Raw genomic sequence first — 19,353 nt, 5'->3', positions numbered from 1 at the left:
TGCTAGTCCCACTGCTTGATCGCCGTGCGGAAGGATTCGTCTTTCAGGAACAGCGAGGTGTTGTCGGCACCCAGATGCCCCCACTTGAGATTCAGGCCGCCGTCGACGAGCAACGTCTGCCCGGTGACGTAGGTCGAAAGGTCCGAAAGCAGGAACAACACGGCGCCGGCCACCTCGTCGGTGCGGCCGCGCCGGCCCACGGCGATGGCCTGACGGTCGCGGACCGGATCGTCGTCGGTATAGGTCTGGGACGCAGGGGTGGCGGTCACGCCGGGTGCCACCGCGTTGACCCGGATGGCCTGCCCACCCTCGTCGTACGCCAATTCGGCTGCCATGGTGCGGGTCACCGCGACGATGGCGGCCTTGGCGGTGCCGTAAGCGATGTGGAACGGTGCGGTATTCATTCCGCTGATCGATGAGATCGACACGATCGAGCCGGGAAGCCTGCGGCGCTTGAGTTCGGCGGCCACCGACTGACTCATGAAGAACATCGTCTCGAGGTTCTGCGTGAACAGATTTCGCCAGTCGCTCCGGGTCACCCGGGTGGATGGCATCCAGGTCGACGGATCCGCGCCGCCGGCGACATTGACCAGGCCGTAGAGCTCACCCTCGGCGCGGGTGGCGGCCTCCATTACGGAGGCCACGCCGTCATCGGTGGACACGTCGGCGGTCACCGGGACCACCGGCAGGCCCTCGTCGATCAGCGGACCCACGTGCTGGTCGAGGTTTGCGCGACCACGGCTGACCGCGACCACGGTCGCACCGGCTTCCGCGACGACGCGCGTCACCGTGGTGCCGATCCCGCCGCCGGCGGCGCCGGCCACCACAATGACCCGCCCGGCCAGGCCCAACTGGGTCGCACTCATCCAATTGTCCGGACATGATAATGACGTGCACTCATTAGAGAGCATGATTCTCTGGTCGCAGCCCGCGCGTCAAGGGCGCCGGTGTACTTGCCGGTCACTATTGTCTGGACCAGCACGGCATTGCTATCGTCCGAGCGGTGAAGGCTGCTCGCTACAGCGCCGCACGGCCACCGCAGGTTGCGGACGGCTGGACCTTGACGCGAGTGACCGGGCCCAGCCGCCTGTTCGGGGCAAACGGTCTGCGCACCGGCCCCGACGGCCGCGTCTACATCGCGCAGGTGACCGGCAGTCAGATCAGCGCACTCGACCTGCAGACCGGTCAGCTCGACACGGTGAGCGCCAAGGGCGGTGACATCATCGCGCCCGACGACGTGGCGTTCGATGCCGAGGGCAACCTGTATGCGACCGAGGTGATGGACGGGAGGGTGAGCCTGCGCGACACCGCCGGGCACATCCGGGTGCTCCGCGACGACCTGCCGTCCGCCAACGGCATCACCGTTCACCAGGGCCGGTTGTTCGTCGGCGAATGCCGCGCGGGGGGACGTCTGCTGGAGCTCGACCGCGCCGGCGGCGCGCCGAGAGTGCTGCTTGAGAACGTCCCGTCACCGAACGCGATGGAAGTCGGTCCGGACGGGTTGCTCTACTTCCCGGTGATGGGCGCCAACGAGATCTGGCGAATCGACCCCGACGGCGGCGACCCGCAAGTCGTGGCGGGCGATCTGGGCGTGCCGGATGCGGTGAAGTTCGATGCCGGGGGCTATCTCGTTTCGACCCAGGTCCATAGCGGCCAGGTGCTGCGCATCGACCCGCGCACCGGGCAGCGTGATGTCCTGGCGCAGTTGAATCCCGGCCTGGACAACCTGACGTTTGTGGGCAACCGGTTGCTCGTCTCGAATTTCACCGGCGAGATCACCGAGATTCTGGCCGACGGCCAGACCCGGACGGTGCTCGGTGGCGGGTTGAACTGGCCGCTGGACCTGGCGGTAGGCCCCGACGGCAACCTCTACATCGCCGACGGGACTTACTTCTATGAGCTTGCCGGTGGAGTGCTGCGTACCGCCGGCATGTTGTTCACTCCCGGCTATCCCGGATTCCTGCGCGGCCTGGTACCGGCGGGGCCCGGCGAGTTCATCGTCACCACCTCCAACGGAGAGCTTGCCCGCTACCGGCCTGCGACCGGCGAAAGCGAAGTGCTGGCAAAAGGTTTCGATCAGCTCTACGGTGTCGCGATGGCGCCCGGCGGCGCCGTGGTGGTGGCCGAGTTGGGCGCCGGCCGGGTGCTGAGCGTCCGGGCGGGTGAAGTAGAGGTGTTGGCATCGGGCCTGCACGAGCCCGTCGGTGTGGCTACGGCCGCCGACGGGACCTGCCTGGTCTCCGAGGCCGGGGCGGGACGGGTGCTCAGGCTGGGTGACGCGCGACCGTTGGTCGAGGGCCTGCAGCAACCGCAAGGTCTGCTGGTGGCGGACCGGCAGGTCTACGTAGTCGATTCCGGCGCAAAAGAACTCCTGAGCATCGATCTGGACACCGGGACCCGGGTCACCGTTGCGGCGGACCTGCCGGTCGGCGCGCCGGCCGGCGTCATCCCCAAGCCGCTGCGCGGCATGCCCCCGTTCTCCGGACCGCAGGGGCACTTCGCGGGGATCGCCGCCGGGCCCGACGGCACACTCTATATTTCCGCCGACGCCGAGGGCAGTGTGCTGGCGCTGCGCCGGAATGACGAAGGGCCACAACGATGACCGAAGCCAAAGTGGCCGACCACCGCTACCTTCAGGTGGCCCGCACGCTACGCAAGGAGATCGTGGACGGGGTGTATCCGGTGGGCTCCCAGCTGCCGACCGAGCACGAGCTGTGCGAGCGGTTCGCGGTCAGTCGTTACACCGTCAGGGAGGCGCTGCGCAGGTTGCGTGACGACAACCTGGTTTCGTCGCGGCCGCGTACCGGAACGCTCGTGGTGCCACGCCCTTCGGCGGATTCCTATGTGCAGCATGTGATGTCGATCAATGATCTGTTGGACTTCGCGTCCGGCACCCGGTTCGTGATCGAGTCGGTGGCGATGGTCAGCGTCGACGAGGACCTGTCCGGGCGAACAGGTCTGGCCGTGGGTGAGCAGTGGTTGTCGGTTCGTGGCGCGCGCCAGGCCGTCGAGCCCGAGTCCGGGTCGGCGCTGTGCCGCACGGAGTACTACATCAACCGCGAGTTCGCGGCGGTAGGTCGCCTGCTGCAACGCCACGAAGGCCCCATCTTCCCGTTGATCGAAGACCTGTTCGGCCTCAGTATCGTTGAGGTGCAACAGGAGATCATCGCGGTGCTACTGTCGGCCGAGCTCGCCGCGACCCTCGATGTCGAACCCGGAGCCCCGGCGTTACAGGTGCAGCGCACCTACCGCGCGTCGGACGATCGGGTGGCACAGATGACCATCAACACGCACCCCGCATCGCGATTCCGGCACTCGATGACAATGCGGCGAGTACGTGGCTAGGAAACTGGTCGGCGGGCGATGGCTTCGCTGGGATGACGAGCGGGCCGCAGCCGCCTACGCACAGGGATGGTGGGTCAACGGCACTTTGGCGGATGCGTTGCGCGAGGCCGCCGAGCGAACACCCGAGCGGGTTGCCCTGGTCGACGGCGATCACCGCCTGACGTGCCTGGACCTGCACCGGCAGGCGACAGCACTGGCCCGGGCATTGCTGGCACGCATCCCGCCGGGCAGCGTGGTGTCGTTCATGCTGCCCAATTGGCATGAGGCCGCGGTGATCTACCTGGCCGCCACGATGTCCGGCATGGTCGTCAACCCGATTCTGCCGTCGCTGCGGGACCGGGAACTCCGGTTCATCCTCGAAGACGCCGACAGCCGGATGGTGTTCATTCCGTCGGTGTTCGGCCGTCACGACTTCGCGGCGATGCTGCGCAGTGTCACAGCGCAGCTGGAGTCCCCGCCGGATGTCGTGGTGCTGCGCGGGGAGTGTGGAGCCCGCCAGATCCCGTTCGATTCGCTGGCGGCTGCCGCCGGGCCGCTCCCTGCATTGGACGCCGATGCCGTGCGCATGATCCTGTACACCTCGGGCACCACCGGTCGCCCTAAAGGTGTTCTGCACAGCCATAATTCGATCCATGCACTGCTGCGCCAGATCGGCGGGCACTGGCTGGTCGAGCCGGGCGATGTGTTCCTGGTGGCGTCTCCGATCGCGCATATCGGCGGGTCGATCTACGCCTTCGAAGCCCCGTTACTGCTGGGCGTCACCGCGGTGCTGATCGAACGCTGGGATGCCGACACCGCCGTGCGGCTGATGGCGGCCGAACACTGTACGCACATGGCCGGTGCCACACCGTTTCTGGACCAACTGCTCGCCGCGGCCCAGCGCGCGGACACCCGCCTGCCGAAGCTGAAGGTGTTCATCTGTGGTGGAGCATCGGTCGCCCCGGCGTTGATCAGAAAGGCAGCAGCATATTTCGCGTCCACCGTTGTCACCCGGGTATACGGTTCGACCGAAGTTCCGGTGACGACGGTCGGTTCGCCCGACGATCGCGATCACGCGGCCGATACCGACGGGCGACCGGGTTTTGCCGACGTGAAATTGGTGGACGGTGAAGTCCGCGTCCGGGGGCCGCAGATGCTCGTCGGCTACCTTCATCCGGAAGACGACGACGTATCCTTCGACTCCGACGGGTACTTCCGCACCGGTGATCTGGCGCGCTGGGTCGACGACGATTACCTCGTGGTCACCGGACGAGCCAAGGACATCATCATAAGAAACGGCGAGAACATCTCGCCCAAGGAAGTCGAGGACGTTCTCGCCAACCATCCCGGCATCGCCGAGGTCGCCATCGTCGGGCTGCCGGACGAGCGCACCGGCGAACGGGCCTGCGCCGTCGTCGTCCCGACCGGCACGCCGGAACCCGATGTGGCGAGCCTGCTGGACTTTCTGGGAGCATCAGGCGTCGCGCGGTTCAAAGCTCCTGAGCAGGTGGTCATCTGGGGCGACCTGCCGAAGAACGACGCAGGAAAGGTGCTCAAGCACCAGATCAAGGCGGCGCTGATGAAGACGGAACACTGACATGCAGGTGGCGATCGTGACGGGCGCGACCGGCGGCATCGGGTTCGGTTGCGCGGCAAGGCTTGCCGACGCCGGGATGGCGATATTGGCGACCGGACGGGACGAGAGCAGGCTGGCCCGGTTGGCGGACGCCATCGGTGATCCCGAGCGGGTCGCGACCGTGGCCGTCGACCTCGTCGATGACGACGCGCCGCGCCGGATCGTGGACGCCGCGCTGTCCCGTTGGGGCCAAGTCGATTTCCTGGTCAACGCCGCCGGCAAAGGCAGCCCCCGTCCGCTGCACGAGACAGATGACGAATCCCTGGACCTTTTCCTGGGCTTGATGTTGCGCGCCCCGTTCCGGTTGGTGCGTGAGGTGCTGCCGCACCTGCGGCCCGGCTCGGGGATCGTCAACATCACCTCGACGTTCGCGGTGGTGGGCGGCATGCGCGGTGGTGCCTACTCGGCGGCCAAGGGCGGGCTCACCGCGATGACCACGCATATCGCCTGCCAGTACGGGTCTCAGGGAATACGTTGCAACGCAGTGGCTCCCGGCGTCATCCAGACCGCAATGACCGAGCACCGGCTGGCCGATGAGCGATTCCGGCGGATCAACGTCGAGATGACGCCGCACCAGCGGCTGGGCACCGTCGACGACGTCGCCGCCACGGTTGCCTTCCTCTGCTCACCCGGCGGCGCCTTCATCAACGGCCAGACCATCGTCGTCGACGGCGGGTGGAGCGCCACCAGGTATCTTTCCGAGCGCGCGCTGAACTCCGAATGGCAGACCTGAACCCCGTCAACGCAATTCGAAATGACGCCGGATGCCGTAGAGCATCTTGGCGTGCGCCTTCACGGCCTCGCGCACGGTGAACCCGGCCAGCGGCCGGGGCGCGGCGAACCTTATGTGCTCGGTGACGCGGGTGCCGCCTTCGATCGGCTCGAAGCTCACCGTTGCGCGCAGCCGCACCCCTGGTGACTGGTCGGCTTCGGTGTGCACGTCGCCGTCCACCGGGACGTGCAGACGGGCCCGGTAGGTGACCTTCATCGCGACCGGACCCAACGGAATCCGATCCACCACTTGATAACTGACCCGGTAGCCGTCGGCAGTCTCGGTGCGGGACAGCAGCTCAACCGACACGATCAGCGGGTGCACGAGTCGGATGTTGTCCAGGTCGACGTAGTAGTCGCGAACCTCGTTCGGCGGCGCGGGCACCTCTTCGGTCAACGTCCGCTCGGCGTGAGCGACCCACCAGCTCATAGCGATCAACCTACTGCGCGGACACCTCACCTCCTACCGCGAGCAGACACAAAATCGCCCTGGAGCGGGCGCTCCAAGGGCGATTTTGTGTCTGCTCGCGAGGAAACCGGTCAGCCGAATTGGGCGAGCAGCGAAGCCGTGCGCCACCAGATCAACACAGCGAACAGAACCAGCAGGGCGACCGTCGCCGATGCTTGAATGAGATCCCGTCGCTGCCGCGGCGCGTACACGTACGCCGCAGAGAGCAACCCACCGGCGACCAGTCCGCCCACGTGTCCTTGCCAGCTGATCTGCTGCGAGCTGACCAGGGGCACCACGAAGGTGAAGACCAGGTTGAACACGATCACCGCGATCACCCAGCGAACGTCGAGGGTGAGCCGCTTGGCTACTACGAACGTCGCGGCGAACAGGCCGAACACCGCCCCCGACGCGCCGGCCGTCGCCGTGTTGAGCGGGGACAACAGGTAGACCAGCACCGAACCACCCAGGCCACTCACCGCATACAGCGCACTGAATCGCAAACGGCCCAGCCACATTTCGAGCGGCGGGCCCACGACATACAGCGCCCACATGTTCAACAGCAGATGTGTCGGGCCGTAGTGCAGGAACGCCGAGGTCACCAGCCGGTAGTACTCGTCGTAGAAGGCGACCGCCGGCGGCCACAGCGCAAAATCCCGCTGCGCATTCGCGACTGCCATCTCGGCGACGAACGCCAGCACGTTGACGGCGATCAGCGCAAAGGTGATGACCGGTGCTCCAGCGCGCTCCCGACCGCCGAAGCGCGTCCGCTCGGGCCTGATGGTGCGGGCGCCGGCCTGCACGCACTCCACGCACTGGTGACCGACGGCGGCGCTGCGCATGCAGTCGCCACAGATCGGCCGCTCGCACCTGGTGCAGTGAACGTACGTCTGGCGGTCGGGATGCCGATAACACGTCGGCGCGTCGGCCGGCAGCTGCGCTGGGCTGGGGCTGGTCACGCACCCATTGTTGCGGTCGCCCGCCGAATCGGCGTGAACTGGGAGCTATGACACAGCCAAGCATCGGGGTGATCGAGCGTTATCTCACATGTCTGGCCGCCCACGACTGGGACGGCGTGGCTGCCACCCTTGCCGATGACGGCCTGGTCCGGGAGGGACCGTGGTGCGACGTCATCGAAGGCAGAGACGAGTACGTCGCCTATTTGCGCGACATCACCACCAACCGCCTGAAAGGTCACCGGTTGCGGATCCGCCGCGTGTCGCACGTCGGCAACCGGTCCTTCGTCGAGCTGACCGAGTCCTTCGAATTCGACGGCGTGGATGTCGAGTGGCCGGAGTGCCTACTCTTCGAACGACAGGACGACGGGGCGCTGGACGGGTTGATCTCGCGCGTCAGCGTGTATTTCAAGCAGCCCGGGTCCGCGCCCCCGGGTGCCACGAATTGACGATCGCCGAACATTGCGACCCGCTGGGCAGACTATTTCCTCGCCTGGCGAGTTGACCTACTGTGACAAACGTGGAGTCACACGGAACCCCCGAATTGGTGCCCGTCGAGAATTTGCATTCAGGTGACCCGATCACCGACGGCGGCCAGCGGTACATCGTTCTCGAATCCAAGGCCGTCGGCGACGGCTGCGTAGTCCTTGAGCTGGAGTCCAGGGTGGACCACCACCTCCAGGTCATCGAGAAGTCATTCCCGGCCGGGTACCACGTCGGCAGGGCAAACCACCGATATTTGTAGGGCGGTCTTCAACCAGACCCCTTTCCACGCGTGGCCATTCAAGGGTCACCGCGCAATTCCGGTATTCCACAAATCAACTACGGGGCGGCCGTTGATCATTCGGGTCATCGGGATCCGGGTCGCCGAACCAGCGTGCCGGGACATGCGCGGCGTAAGAGTCATGCCAGGACCACCACTCGTAGGGCTTGGTCTGCGGGTAGCCCTCCGGAGAGTCCTCCCAGTCCTCCTGACGACCGAGCGCCGTCATGTCGAGAATGCTCCAGGTGTTGCCCAGCACCTCGTCGCCGCGGTTGTTGACGAAATACGTGCGGTACACCCGGGACCCGTCGTGGATGAAGGCGTTGGTGCCGTGCCATTCGTGCACGCCGAAATCTTCGTCGAACCCGTCGGTCAGCGTGTACCACGGCATCCGCCACTCCATTCGCTGCCGCAACCGCTGAATGTCGGCCTGCGGTGCCCGCGAGGCGAACGCCAGTGTGGTGTCGCGAGCGTTGACGTGCGCGAGGTGACCGATGTGGTCGGCGATCATCGAACAGCCCGGGCATCCGTGATCGGGCCAGCCGTGCACGCCGGGTTCGTAGAACGCGCGGTACAGCACCAGTTGGCGCCGACCCTCAAAGAGATCAAGCAGGCTCATCGGTCCGTCGGGTCCCTCGAACACGTAGTCCTTATTCACGGCCAGCCACGGCATTCGGCGCCGCTCGGCAGCCAGCGCGTCCCGGACACGGGTCAACTCCTTCTCCCTGGCCAGCAGCCGCTGGTGCGCGTCGGCCCACTCTGCCGCGGACACGATCGGAGGTGTCTTCATGGAGGTCTCCTCGCTCTTTCAGGCCACCGGGGACAGCCCGGCAGACGTCAACAGAAAGGCACCGCTGTCCCGCCGTTCCACGATGCCCCGCACCGCGATCCCGGCCTGCTCGGGGGTAAGCACCGGCCCGGCGGCCGCCACGAACGCATCGACCGCGACACCCTGCCGGGCGGCGTAGGCGGCGACGGCCTTGGCGCCCAGGTCGGTCGCGGGAGTCAGGCGCGGCAACACCGACGCGAAGCTGATGCCCAGCCCTGCCCGCTTCGATTCCTCGGCCGCGTAGCCGGCGATGAACCGGACGGCGGCCTTGGCGCCCGCGTAACCACCGCTAAGGGGAGACCCGTTGACCGCAGCGCCGCTCGAGAAGGCGATCACCGCGCTGCCCGGCGCCAGCGGCCGTCGCAGCGCGTACCGGACCCAGTGAAACGCCTGCGCAACGTCGACGTTCCAGTTCTCGCTGAAGGTTTCCCAGGTCTGGTCCGTCAACGGCATCATCCGGGGCGCCAGTCCGGCGGCCAGCACGACGGTGGCCGGGCGGTATTCGTCGATCAGCGCGGCAGCCGTCTGCGCGTCTGCGGCGTCGGCGGCGACGCCGGTGAAGGTGTCGCCCAGTTCGTCGCGCACCAGCTGCAGATGGGCCTGGGTCCGCGCGACCCCGACGACACGCGCTCCGGCCGAAGTCAGGGCGGCGGCGACGGCCCGGCCGAAGCCGCGGCTGGCGCCGGTGACGATCGCCGTCGTCCCGGCAATTGATTGATTCACGGTGAAGCTCCCTTTCGTGTGACACAACGTCACCAATGCAGATACGTCGCACCGCCGCGATTCATCGCTGCCCAGGTCGGCGATGATTTTTCCGGCGCGGAAGTATCTAAAGAGACATGACGGAGCAGTCGGAGTTCATCGAGCGGGCGGCGCCATTTCGCGCCGAGTTGATTGCGCACTGCTACCGGATGCTCGGGTCGGTGCACGACGCCGAGGATCTGGTTCAGGAGACCTACCTCCGTGGCTGGCGTGGGTATCCGGCGTTCGAGGAGCGCGCGGCGCTGCGCACCTGGCTGTACCGGATCGCGACGACGGCCTGCCTGCGGGCATTGGAGAACCGCGCGCGCCGGGCGCTGCCGGCGGACGATCCGATCGGTGACAGCGAGTGGCTGGAACCGATCCCGGACAGCTACCTCTTCCAGAATCCGGAGGACGCGCTGGCCGTGCGGCAGAGTGTCCGGCTGGCGGTGATGACCGCCCTGCAGGAGCTGCCGGCCCGGCAACGAGCGGTGCTGATCCTGCGCGACGTCGTGCAGTTCAGCGCCGCCGAAGTCGCCGAACTACTGGAAACCACGCCCGCGGCCGTCAACAGTTCCCTGCAACGTGCCCGCGGCCGGCTCGCCGAGATCACACCCGACGAGGACGAGATCGCCGAGCCGGACGACACTGCGCGCCGCGATCTGGTCGACCGCTACTGCTCCGCGTTCGAGAACGCCGACATGGCCGCCCTCACCGAGTTGCTGCAGGAGGACATCAAGCTCGAGATGCCGCCGATGCCGGAATGGTTCTTCGGCCGCGATAATGTGCTCCGCTTCCTGGCCGAGCGCGCTTTCGCGCCTGCGGGCGACGTCGTGATGGTCCCGACCTCAGCAAACGCACAGCCTGCGGTCGCCGAATATCGGCGCAACGCGGATAACATCATGGAAGCTCATTCCATTCAGGTGCTGACCTGCCGTTCCGGGGCCGGGACACCCGGGATCGCGGTGATGACCGTCTTCCTCGATCCGACGCTTTTCGCCGCGTTCGGGTTGCCGGCCACACGGTGACCCGGCCGCGTTCGCGCGGGCCGTGTGGACAGGTCATCGAGGCGCCGGGAGGATTGGCGCGGTAGACGTGATCGAAGGGTGATGGATGAAGATCCCGGGTGTGGCCGACCTTGTCGGCACTCTCACCGGTGGAGCGGTTCAGGCGATACAGGCAGGGGTCAACGGAGCGGCGGGTGCCGTCGGAGCGGTCCAGACACTGACCAGCCCGATGACGGAACTGGTCGGCCCCGTCATGCAGTCCGTGGCGCACACCACCGGCCGGGCCATCGGCCTGGGGAGCTCGCTCGACGGAGCGCCGGAAACCGTCACGCCGCCGGTGCGCTGGCACAGCGGCCGGCGGTTCCACCTGGACCTCGATCCGCTGCTGCCCTTCCCCCGCTGGCATGAATATGCCCCGGTGATCGAGGAGCCGGTCCGCCGAATCGCCGGAGTCGACAAAGCCCACGTCGAGGGCGCGCTGGGCCGGTTGGTCATCGAGATCACCGCGGATGCCGACGCCGACGACGTCCTCGACGAGGTGCGCGACACGGCGGCCGCGGTGGCCGCCGACCTAGCTGCCGCCGAAACCGGCCCCACACCGCATTCCGCGCCGTTCGCCGACCCGGGCAACCCGTTGGCGATTCTGGTGCCGCTCACCGCCGCGGCGATGGACGCCGTCGCGGTCGGCGCCGCCGTCACGGGCTGGTTCACCCGGCTGCCCGTAGCGCCGCGCAGCGCGCGGGCCGCCGCGGCGCTGATGAACTACCAGCCGCGGGTGGTCGCCGTGCTGGAGTCCAGGCTCGGCCGCGTCGGAACCGACATCGCGCTCAGCGGTTCCACGGCGCTGGCATACGGGCTGAGCCAGTCGGTCGGCACGCCACTGCTGAACCTCACGCAACGCGGGCTGCAGCTGTCCGAGGCCGCGGCGCACCGGCAGCGGTGGCGGGAGCGGGAACCCGAACTCGCCTCACCTACCCGGCCACAGGCACCGGTGGTGCCGATCCTCTCCTCGGCTGCGGACGAGCACACGCCCCGGCACAACTGGGCCGCGGCCGCCGCGGGCGAAGCCTCGCACGTCGTGGTGGACGGTGCCATCGACGCCGCGATCGACACCGGCAAGGGCTCCATGAAAGGCCCGATCGAGCACTACGTGGACCAGGCCGCGAGCGGCTCGGTGGTTGCCGCGGCCGGCGCGTTGTTCGCAGGTGGCGGCTCCGCCGAGGCTGCCGAAGCCATCCTGGCCGGAGTGCCCAAGGCCGCGCACGTGGGTCGTGAGGCGTTCGCCACCACACTCGGTCGCGGTCTGGCCAACGCCGGATTGCTGCTGCTCGACCCGGGTGCGTTGCGCCGCCTGGACCGGGTGCAGGTGGTCGTCATCGACGGCGCCGCCCTGCGCGGTGACCACCGCGCGGTTTTGCGCGCGCAGGGCGACGAGCCCGGCTGGGACGACGACCGTGTCTACGAGGTTGCCGACGCCCTGTTGCACGGCGAGGAGGCACCCGAGCCCGACCCCGACGAGCTGCCGGCCATCGGCGCGCGGCTGAAATGGATTCGCTCGCAGGGACCGTCGGCGACACCGGCGCAGGGCCTCGAACACGCGGAGCTGATCAACGACGGCGACCGGGTGGGCAGTGTGGACGTCGGGTGGGAAGTCGACCCCTTCGCGATCCCGTTGATGCAGACCGCGCACCGCACCGGCGCCCGGGTGGTGCTGCGTCACGTGGCCGGCACCGAGGACCTGTCGGCCAGCGTCGGTTCCACTCATCCCCCGGGCACGCCGCTGCTGAAGCTGGTCCGGGAACTGCGGGCGGACCGGGGACCGGTGCTGCTGATCACCGCCCTGCACCGTGACTTCGCATCGACCGACACGCTGGCCGCGCTGGCCATCGCGGACGTCGGCGTCGCCCTGGACGACCCACGTGCGGCCACGCCGTGGACCGCCGACATCATCACGGGGACCGACCTGGCCGCTGCGGTGCGAATTCTGTCCGCGCTCCCGGTGGCGCGCGCCGCCAGCGAATCCGCCGTGCACCTGGCCCAGGGCGGGACCACACTGGCCGGACTGCTGCTCGTCACCGGAGAAGACGGCCGGACCAGCAATCCCGCTTCCTTCCGTCGCTGGCTCAACCCGGTCAACGCCGCCGCGCTGACCGCCCTGCTGGGCGGGTCCCTCTCGGCCGCGCGGGTGCTCCGGCAGCCCGACCCCACGCCGCAGCCGCTGACCGCCTGGCACGCGCTGGACCCCGAGATCGTCTACTCGCGCCTCGCCGGCGGATCGCGTCCGCTGGCGGTCCAATCCGACACCCCGACCTGGCGGCGGCGGCTCGACGACCTGTCCTACGAGCCGGTCGTGGCCCCGCTGCGCGGTCCGGCCCACACGCTGGGACGGTTGGCGGCCGCCACCCGTGTCGAGTTGCGCGATCCGCTGACTCCGATCCTGGCGGTCGGTGCGGCGGCGTCGGCGATCGTGGGCAGCAATGTCGACGCACTCCTGGTCGCGGGGGTGATGGCGGTCAACGCGGTCACCGGTGGCGTACAGCGACTGCGGGCCGAGGCAGCCGCCGCAGAACTGTTCGCCGAGCAGGATCAGCTGGTCCGTCGCGTGGTGGTGCCGGCGGTCGCGACCACGCGGCGCCGGTTGGAAGCAGCCCAGCACGCCACCCGCACCGCCACCGTGTCGGCCAAGAAGCTGCGGCCCGGGGACGTCATCGACCTGGCCGCCCCCGAGGTGGTGCCCGCCGACGCCCGGATCCTGGTTGCCGATGACCTCGAGGTCGACGAGTCCTTCCTCACCGGCGAGTCCTTGCCGGTCGACAAGCAGGTGGACCCCGTCGCCGTCAACGACCCGGAGCGGGCCAGCATGCTGTTCGAGGGCAGCACGATCGTCGCGGGCCGTGCGCGGGCGATCGTCGTCGCCACCGGAGTCGGCACCGCCGCACAGCGGGCGATCTCTGCGGTGGCCAATGTCGAGACCTCGGCCGGCGTACAGGCGCGGCTGCGGGAGCTGACCAGCAAGGTGCTGCCGCTCACCCTGGCCGGCGGCGCGACGGTAACCGGCCTGTCGCTGCTGCGCCGCACCTCTTTGCGGCAGGCGGTGGCCGACGGCGTCGCCATCGCGGTCGCGGCGGTTCCGGAAGGTCTGCCGCTGGTGGCGACGCTGTCCCAGCTGGCCGCCGCGCAGCGCCTGACGACCCGCGGGGTGCTGGTGCGCTCACCGCGCGCCATCGAGGCCCTGGGCCGCGTCGACACCGTCTGCTTCGACAAGACCGGCACCCTCACCGAGAACAAGCTGCGCGTGGTGCGTGCGGTGCCGAAGGGCATCGGCCCCGACGGGCCGTTCCCCGAGTCCGGCGCCCCGGAGGCGATCGCGGTGTTGCGGGCCGCCGCCCGCGCCTCGACGCAGCCGCATGATGGCGAGGGACACGCGCACGCGACCGATGAGGCGATCATCATTGCCGCCAATTCGCTTGACGGCGAAGGTGATTCACCGTGGACGGTGCTGGCCGAGGTGCCCTTCGAATCCAGCCGCGGCTACGCCGCGTCCATCGGTGCGGAACTCGACGGTGCGACGCCGGTGCTGATGCTCAAGGGCGCGCCGGAGACGATCCTGCCGCGCTGCCGATCGGTCGACGCCGAGGCCGAGGCGCTGGTGGACAGCCTTGCGGCACAAGGGTTGCGGGTGCTCGCCGTCGCGCAGCGCCCCTGGGAGCTCGCCACCTCCGACGGCGACACCGATTCCGACTCCGTCGACGCCGCGGCGCACGACCTGGACCTGATCGGTTATGTCGGACTGGCCGACACCGCCCGGGCGTCCGCGCGGCCGCTCATCGAGGCGCTGGTGGAAGCCGAGCGCAACGTGGTGCTGATCACCGGTGACCACCCCATCACCGCCCGCGCGATCGCACGGCAACTGGGCCTGCCAGAGGATGTTCGCGTGGTGACCGGAGCCGAGTTCGCCAGCATCGACGCCGAGGGGCACACCAAGCTGGCGGCCGATGTCCAGGTGTTCGCGCGGGTCAGCCCGGAACAGAAGGTGCAGATCGTCGCGGCACTGCAGCGCGCCGGCCGAGTGACCGCCATGGTCGGCGACGGCGCCAACGACGCCGCCGCCATCCGGATGGCCGACGTGGGGATCGGGGTCAGCGGGCGCGGTTCCTCAGCCGCCCGGGGCGCGGCCGACATCGTGCTCACCGACGACGACTTGGGCGTGCTGATCGACGCGCTGGTCGAGGGCCGCAACATGTGGGCCGGTGTGCGCGACGCGGTCACCATCCTGGTCGGGGGAAACGTTGGCGAAGTGCTGTTCACCATTCTGGGGACGGCGTTCGGGCAGGGACGGGCGCCGGTGGGCACCCGGCAACTGCTGCTGGTGAACCTGCTCACCGACATGTTCCCCGCGCTCGCGGTCGCCGTCACCTCCCAGTACGACGACCCCGAGGACGACGAGGAACTGACCGCCGAGCAGATCGAGGAGGCCCGCCGGACCCTGCAACGCGACCTGCTGATCCAGCCCGCCCCCTCCCTCGACGAGCCGCTGATGCGTCAGATCGTCAACCGCGGCATCATCACCGCGGCCGGCGCAACCACCGCCTGGACCATCGGCCGGTGGACCCCGGGCACCGAAAGGCGCACGGCGACAATGGGTCTGACCGCTCTGGTGACGACGCAGCTGGCTCAGACTCTAATGACCCGCAGCCACAGCCCACTGGTGGTGGCAACGGCGCTGGGCAGCGCGGGAGTCCTGGTCGGGATTATCCAAACACCGGTATTGAGCCAGTTTTTCGGCTGCACACCGTTGGGACCGGTGGCCTGGTCGGGTGTTATCGGCGCCACGGCGGGAACGACCGCGATCTCGTGGCTGGCGCCTCATTGGCTGAATAAGGCGGTCGGTGCGGTCCAGCCGGCGCCGAACGGGGACTCCCAGTAGCGCGCGAAATCCGGCTTGTCAGTGCCCCGCAATAGAATTGGGGTGTGAGTTGCAGCACGCGTGAGGACTGGGCCGAGGCGCTGGGCGCGCTTTGCGGGTCGGTGTCGCGGCTGTTGGAGCTCACCGCGGAGACGTTGAGTTGCCCCGAGTTGCTGACGACGCTCGGTGAGCTGGAAGTACAGTGCCGGCGCCTGCCGGTGGCCGGGAACGTGTTGATCAATCAGCTTGCCAGCCAAGCGGCTCCGGCAGATCTGGGCGGCACACTCGGCCACGCGCTGGCCGATCGGCTGCGGGTGGTCAAGGACGAGGCCGACCGCCGCATCGCGGACGCCGCCGACCTGGGACCGCGCCGCGCACTGACCGGAGAACCGTTGGCACCGCTGCTGCCGGCCACCGCTGCCGCACAACGTCAAGGCCTGGTCGGGGCCGGGCACATCAAGGTGATCCGCAGATTCTTCAAGAAACTGCCCAACACCATCGCCGCGGCCGACCGCGACTTCGCCGAGGCTGACCTGGCCGGCAAGGTCGCCGCCGGATGTCGGCCCGATGAAGTGGCCGACTACGCCAAGCTGCTACAGAACTACCTGATGCCCGATGGTGACGGCCCCGACGAACCCGAGCGGGCCCGCAGACGCGGCATCACCCTGGGCGAACAACAGGCCGACGGGATGTCGGAGATCCGTGGGCTGATCACCCCCGAATTCCGCGCCACCCTGGAACCGGTGGTCGCCAAACTCGGCGCCCCGGGCATGTGCAACCCCGACGACCAACACCCCGTCACCGCGGGCAAGGCACCCGAGGACGCGGTCGACCGTGACGCCCGCAACCACGCCCAGCGCAGCCACGACGCCATCGCGGCCGGACTGCGGATGCTGCTGGGCTCCAAAGAGTTAGGCCGCCACCACGGGCTGCCGACCACCATCGTGGTCACCACCACCCTGGCCGAACTCGAAGCCGGGGCCGGGCGAGCCCTGACCGCCGGGGGCACCCTGCTGCCCATGTCGGAGGTTATCCGACTGGCCTCGCCGGCCCATCACTATTTGGCGATCTTCGACAAGGACAAAACACTGGCGCTCTACCACAGCAAGCGCCTGGCCTCGCCCGAGCAACGCCTGGCCCTGCTGGCCAGAGACGGCGGCTGCACCCGCCCGGGCTGCAGGGTGCCGGGCTACTGGACCCAGGTGCATCACCTTGAGGGATGGATGGCCAAGCGTCGCACCCACATCGACGAACTCGCCCTGGCCTGTGCACCAGACAACAGATTGGTCGAACTCCACAAATTCACCACCCGCCGAAATGCCCGCGGCCACACCGAATGGATAGCACCCAAGCACCTGGACTTCGGGCGCCCCCGCACCAACTGCATGCATCACCCGGTGCGACCACCGAAAACCGATGGCGTTGACAGCGAACCAGATTGACGCCAGGTCAGTTCGCTAGCCGGACAATTCCCGGCGCACCACCTTGCCCGCCGGATTGCGCGGGATGCTTTCGACTATGTTGATATCCCTGGGCTGCTCGAAGCGGGAAACTTTGCCCCGCAAGTATTCTCGCAGCGCCAGCTCATCGGCGGCGCTGTCCTCCCGCAATACGACGAACGCGGCCAAGCGCTTGCCGAACTGCTCATCGGCCACCCCGACGACCGCATTCTCGGCCACTTCCGGGTGCCCGGCCAGCGCGTTCTCCAGCGCGCGCGGGTAGACGTTCTCACCGCCGGAGACGATCATGTCGTCCTCGCGGCCAACGATATAGAGGCGGCCGTCCTCGTCGAGGTAACCCATGTCCCCGGTGCTCGTCATGCCGTCGATCACCGCTTTGCCGCCACCACCGGTGTATCCGTCGGAGGCCAGTCCGCCGCCGACGAAGATGCGGCCGGTGACCCGTGGCCCGACGGGCCGCCCGTTGCGGTTGTAGATACGCACCGGGCAACCGGCGACGGGCCTGCCCACCGTCTCGGGGTAGCGGCGCAGTTCCTGCGGTGTGGCCAGGGATCCGATGCCAACCTCGGTCGAGCCGTAGAGGTTGTAAAGGACGTCACCGTAGGCGTCCATGAATCGGCGGGCCAGGCCCGGGTCCAGGCGGTCGCCGCTGGATATGACAACACGCAAGCAGGACAGGGGGTTTCGCGCTCGCACCCGTTGCGGCAGATCCAACATGCGGGCCAACATGATGGGCACCGCGCTCATCGCCTCGGCCCGGTGCAGGGAAGCCTGGGCCAGGGCGGCTTCGGCATCGAAGCGGCGGCGGGTCAGCACCGTGCCGCCCAGTGCGATCGCCATCATCAGGATGCCGAAACCGAGACCGTGAAACATCGGCGCCGCCAGAGAGATTCGCGTGCCGACGCGTAATCCGGTACGCGCCAGTATGGTCATGCTGACCCCCACCCCCGAACTGAGGTGGGGCGTGCGTGGCACCCCTTTCGGGATTCCGGTGGTACCGGAGGTCAGCAAGACCATCCGCCCAGACGGGGCGACCTTGGGCCGCGGAACATCCAGTCGCGGTTCGACGCCGGCCGGATCGATGATCCGGATAGGCTCCCCGGTCGCGACGATCTGAGAGGTGAACTCTTCGTCGCAGAACATCGTCCGGATCTGGTGTGCCGCAAGGGCGCCCGCGAGGGCGTCGGAGCGGAACTCGGTGTTCACCAACACCACATCGGCGCCGATCAGCGCCGTGGCGAAAACCGCGGTGACGAAGTTGCGCCCGTTGCGGCACATCACGCCGACCGGCTGCCCGGCGCGCACACCGGCATCGAGCAGCTCCACGGCCATTGACTCGGTCATCGACAGCAACTCGTGGTAACTGAGTGCACCGTCTTCGTCGACGATCGCGGTCCGCTGCGGCCAGCGTGCCGCCGACACCGCCAGCAGGGTGAAAAGATTGGTCCCACCCCGGCATATTTCGCGGGCCAGACGCAACGCCCCGGCGGGACCGGGCGGGCCGAGCAGCCCCGATGACAGCACCGCGCGCGCTGTCGTGCCCACCACGCTGTCCGTCACGACCGGGCTTCCTTTGCGACCGGCGGCAAGCCGGATTCGGCGAAGAACCGGCTATACCACAGCCGGGCGGCGCGTTCGGCGGGCCCGGCCAGCAGCACCGAAGCGATTTCGGCCGGCCATACCCAGGGCGGCTCGTTGGTGCGGGGCCGCTCGATGATGACCTTCGCGACGGCGTCGGCTGCCTCGTCGGGCGTCAGGCCCGGCAGCCGGCCGAGTAGCGGCGTGGGTTCGATCATCCGGGTGCGGACCAGCGCGAAGTAGATCGTCGAAACGTCGATGCCGTCTACGTGCAGTTCCGGCGCGACGCTGCGCAGCCAGCGGTCGAAGGCTCCCTTGGACGCCTGGTAGGCGCCCCACTGTGGCCCCGGGACCACCCGCACGCCGACGCTCGACACGTTGACCAGGTGCCCGCGGCCGTTCTCGCGCATCGCCGGAAGCAACCCCAACAACAGCCAGATCGGCCCCAGATAGTTGACGTCGATCGTGCGCTGGAAGTCGTGCGGGCGGTCGTACTGCTCGTGCAGCGACCGGCGCAACGACTTGCCGGCGTTGCTCACGATGATGTCCAGCGGGCCGTGATTCTCGGTGATCTGCTTGGTCAGCTCGCTGACGGCGGCCTCGTCGCTGAGATCGGTCGGATAGACGACGGCCTGTCCCCCACCGGTATTGATGGAGGCTGCGACATCTTCCAGGCGATCGGCCGAACGGGCCACGATCAACACCTTCGCTCCGGCCGCGGCCAGCTTGCGGGCGGTCGCCTCGCCGATCCCGTAGGACGCGCCGGTGACCAGCACCGTCTTGCCAGTGACGACATCGCGCAACTTGTCCGGGTCGGATTCCCGCGCCGGATTTGCCAACCTGCTGGCAGCCGAATCAATCGCCTGCAAGACAAGATTCATCGGCTGTATCCCTCGATCGCTGTCGACCCGTCTTCACCTATCGAAACACAGGT

Annotated in this window: 16 protein-coding genes; 9 read left to right on the top strand and 7 right to left on the bottom strand. The window is 68.2% G+C overall.

What is annotated here, in order from left to right; translation table 11 throughout:
* Positions 1-2 precede the first annotated feature (2 nt).
* Positions 3-866, bottom strand: coding sequence for an SDR family NAD(P)-dependent oxidoreductase (locus AO501_RS01715; RefSeq protein ID WP_055576029.1), 864 nt, complete (start codon positions 864-866; stop codon positions 3-5).
* Between the two features lie 137 nt (positions 867-1,003).
* Here AO501_RS01715 and AO501_RS01710 point away from each other — a divergent pair, with 137 nt between their 5' ends.
* Genes AO501_RS01710 through AO501_RS01695 form a run of 4 tightly spaced genes read left to right on the top strand, consistent with a single transcriptional unit; the run spans position 1,004 to position 5,693 of the window.
* Complete coding sequence (locus AO501_RS01710; protein WP_371934981.1) at positions 1,004-2,602, top strand: gluconolaconase; 1,599 nt, start codon at positions 1,004-1,006, stop codon at positions 2,600-2,602.
* On the top strand, positions 2,599-3,345 hold the full coding sequence (locus tag AO501_RS01705; protein WP_055576027.1) for a GntR family transcriptional regulator: 747 nt from the start codon (positions 2,599-2,601) through the stop codon (positions 3,343-3,345). Before AO501_RS01710 ends, AO501_RS01705 begins: the two co-directional genes overlap by 4 nt.
* Positions 3,338-4,921 carry an AMP-binding protein gene (locus AO501_RS01700; RefSeq protein ID WP_055576026.1) on the top strand — a complete coding sequence of 528 codons (1,584 nt, stop codon included), beginning with the start codon at positions 3,338-3,340 and terminating at the stop codon, positions 4,919-4,921. Before AO501_RS01705 ends, AO501_RS01700 begins: the two co-directional genes overlap by 8 nt.
* 1 nt (position 4,922) lies before the next feature.
* Complete coding sequence (locus AO501_RS01695) at positions 4,923-5,693, top strand: SDR family NAD(P)-dependent oxidoreductase (protein ID WP_055576025.1); 771 nt, start codon at positions 4,923-4,925, stop codon at positions 5,691-5,693.
* A 6-nt stretch (positions 5,694-5,699) separates the two neighbouring features.
* Here AO501_RS01695 and AO501_RS01690 read toward each other — a convergent pair whose 3' ends face one another.
* Positions 5,700-6,161: an SRPBCC family protein gene (locus AO501_RS01690; protein ID WP_055576024.1), complete on the bottom strand. Its 462-nt coding sequence runs from the start codon at positions 6,159-6,161 to the stop codon at positions 5,700-5,702.
* A gap of 110 nt (positions 6,162-6,271) precedes the next feature.
* A complete protein-coding gene (locus AO501_RS01685; RefSeq protein WP_055576023.1) occupies positions 6,272-7,138 on the bottom strand; it encodes a rhomboid family intramembrane serine protease in 867 nt (288 codons plus the stop codon).
* 47 nt (positions 7,139-7,185) lie between these two features.
* On the opposite strand from AO501_RS01685, the gene AO501_RS01680 reads away from it, so the two are divergent.
* Together AO501_RS01680 and AO501_RS01675 are read left to right on the top strand one after the other, a co-directional pair.
* Complete coding sequence (locus AO501_RS01680) at positions 7,186-7,584, top strand: nuclear transport factor 2 family protein (RefSeq protein ID WP_055576022.1); 399 nt, start codon at positions 7,186-7,188, stop codon at positions 7,582-7,584.
* Between the two features lie 71 nt (positions 7,585-7,655).
* Complete coding sequence (locus tag AO501_RS01675; protein ID WP_055576021.1) at positions 7,656-7,880, top strand: hypothetical protein; 225 nt, start codon at positions 7,656-7,658, stop codon at positions 7,878-7,880.
* A gap of 73 nt (positions 7,881-7,953) precedes the next feature.
* Here the strand turns inward: AO501_RS01675 and AO501_RS01670 are convergent, their stop codons facing one another.
* Positions 7,954-8,688: a DUF899 domain-containing protein gene (locus AO501_RS01670; protein WP_055576020.1), complete on the bottom strand. Its 735-nt coding sequence runs from the start codon at positions 8,686-8,688 to the stop codon at positions 7,954-7,956.
* 18 nt (positions 8,689-8,706) lie between these two features.
* Positions 8,707-9,450, bottom strand: a complete 744-nt coding sequence (locus AO501_RS01665; RefSeq protein WP_055576019.1) for an SDR family oxidoreductase — start codon at positions 9,448-9,450, stop codon at positions 8,707-8,709.
* A 116-nt stretch (positions 9,451-9,566) separates the two neighbouring features.
* Here AO501_RS01665 and AO501_RS01660 point away from each other — a divergent pair, with 116 nt between their 5' ends.
* The 3 genes from AO501_RS01660 to AO501_RS01650 all read left to right on the top strand — a co-directional run bounded on the left by AO501_RS01660 (position 9,567) and on the right by AO501_RS01650 (position 16,823).
* A complete protein-coding gene (locus tag AO501_RS01660; RefSeq protein ID WP_055576018.1) occupies positions 9,567-10,496 on the top strand; it encodes a sigma-70 family RNA polymerase sigma factor in 930 nt (309 codons plus the stop codon).
* Between the two features lie 85 nt (positions 10,497-10,581).
* Positions 10,582-15,402, top strand: coding sequence for a cation-translocating P-type ATPase (locus AO501_RS01655; RefSeq protein ID WP_055576017.1), 4,821 nt, complete (start codon positions 10,582-10,584; stop codon positions 15,400-15,402).
* A gap of 44 nt (positions 15,403-15,446) precedes the next feature.
* Entirely contained in the window at positions 15,447-16,823 is a 1,377-nt protein-coding gene (locus tag AO501_RS01650) for an HNH endonuclease signature motif containing protein (protein WP_055576016.1), read from the top strand.
* 15 nt (positions 16,824-16,838) lie between these two features.
* Here the strand turns inward: AO501_RS01650 and AO501_RS01645 are convergent, their stop codons facing one another.
* Together AO501_RS01645 and AO501_RS01640 are read right to left on the bottom strand one after the other, a co-directional pair.
* Positions 16,839-18,401: an AMP-binding protein gene (locus AO501_RS01645; RefSeq protein ID WP_231752298.1), complete on the bottom strand. Its 1,563-nt coding sequence runs from the start codon at positions 18,399-18,401 to the stop codon at positions 16,839-16,841.
* Complete coding sequence (locus AO501_RS01640) at positions 18,398-19,300, bottom strand: SDR family NAD(P)-dependent oxidoreductase (protein ID WP_055576014.1); 903 nt, start codon at positions 19,298-19,300, stop codon at positions 18,398-18,400. The genes AO501_RS01645 and AO501_RS01640 overlap by 4 nt, the downstream gene beginning before the upstream one ends.
* Positions 19,301-19,353 lie beyond the last annotated feature (53 nt).

This window comes from Mycobacterium gordonae (assembly GCF_001417955.2).
GTDB lineage: Bacteria > Actinomycetota > Actinomycetes > Mycobacteriales > Mycobacteriaceae > Mycobacterium > Mycobacterium gordonae_B.
This window is presented reverse-complemented; position numbering and strand designations above follow the sequence as displayed.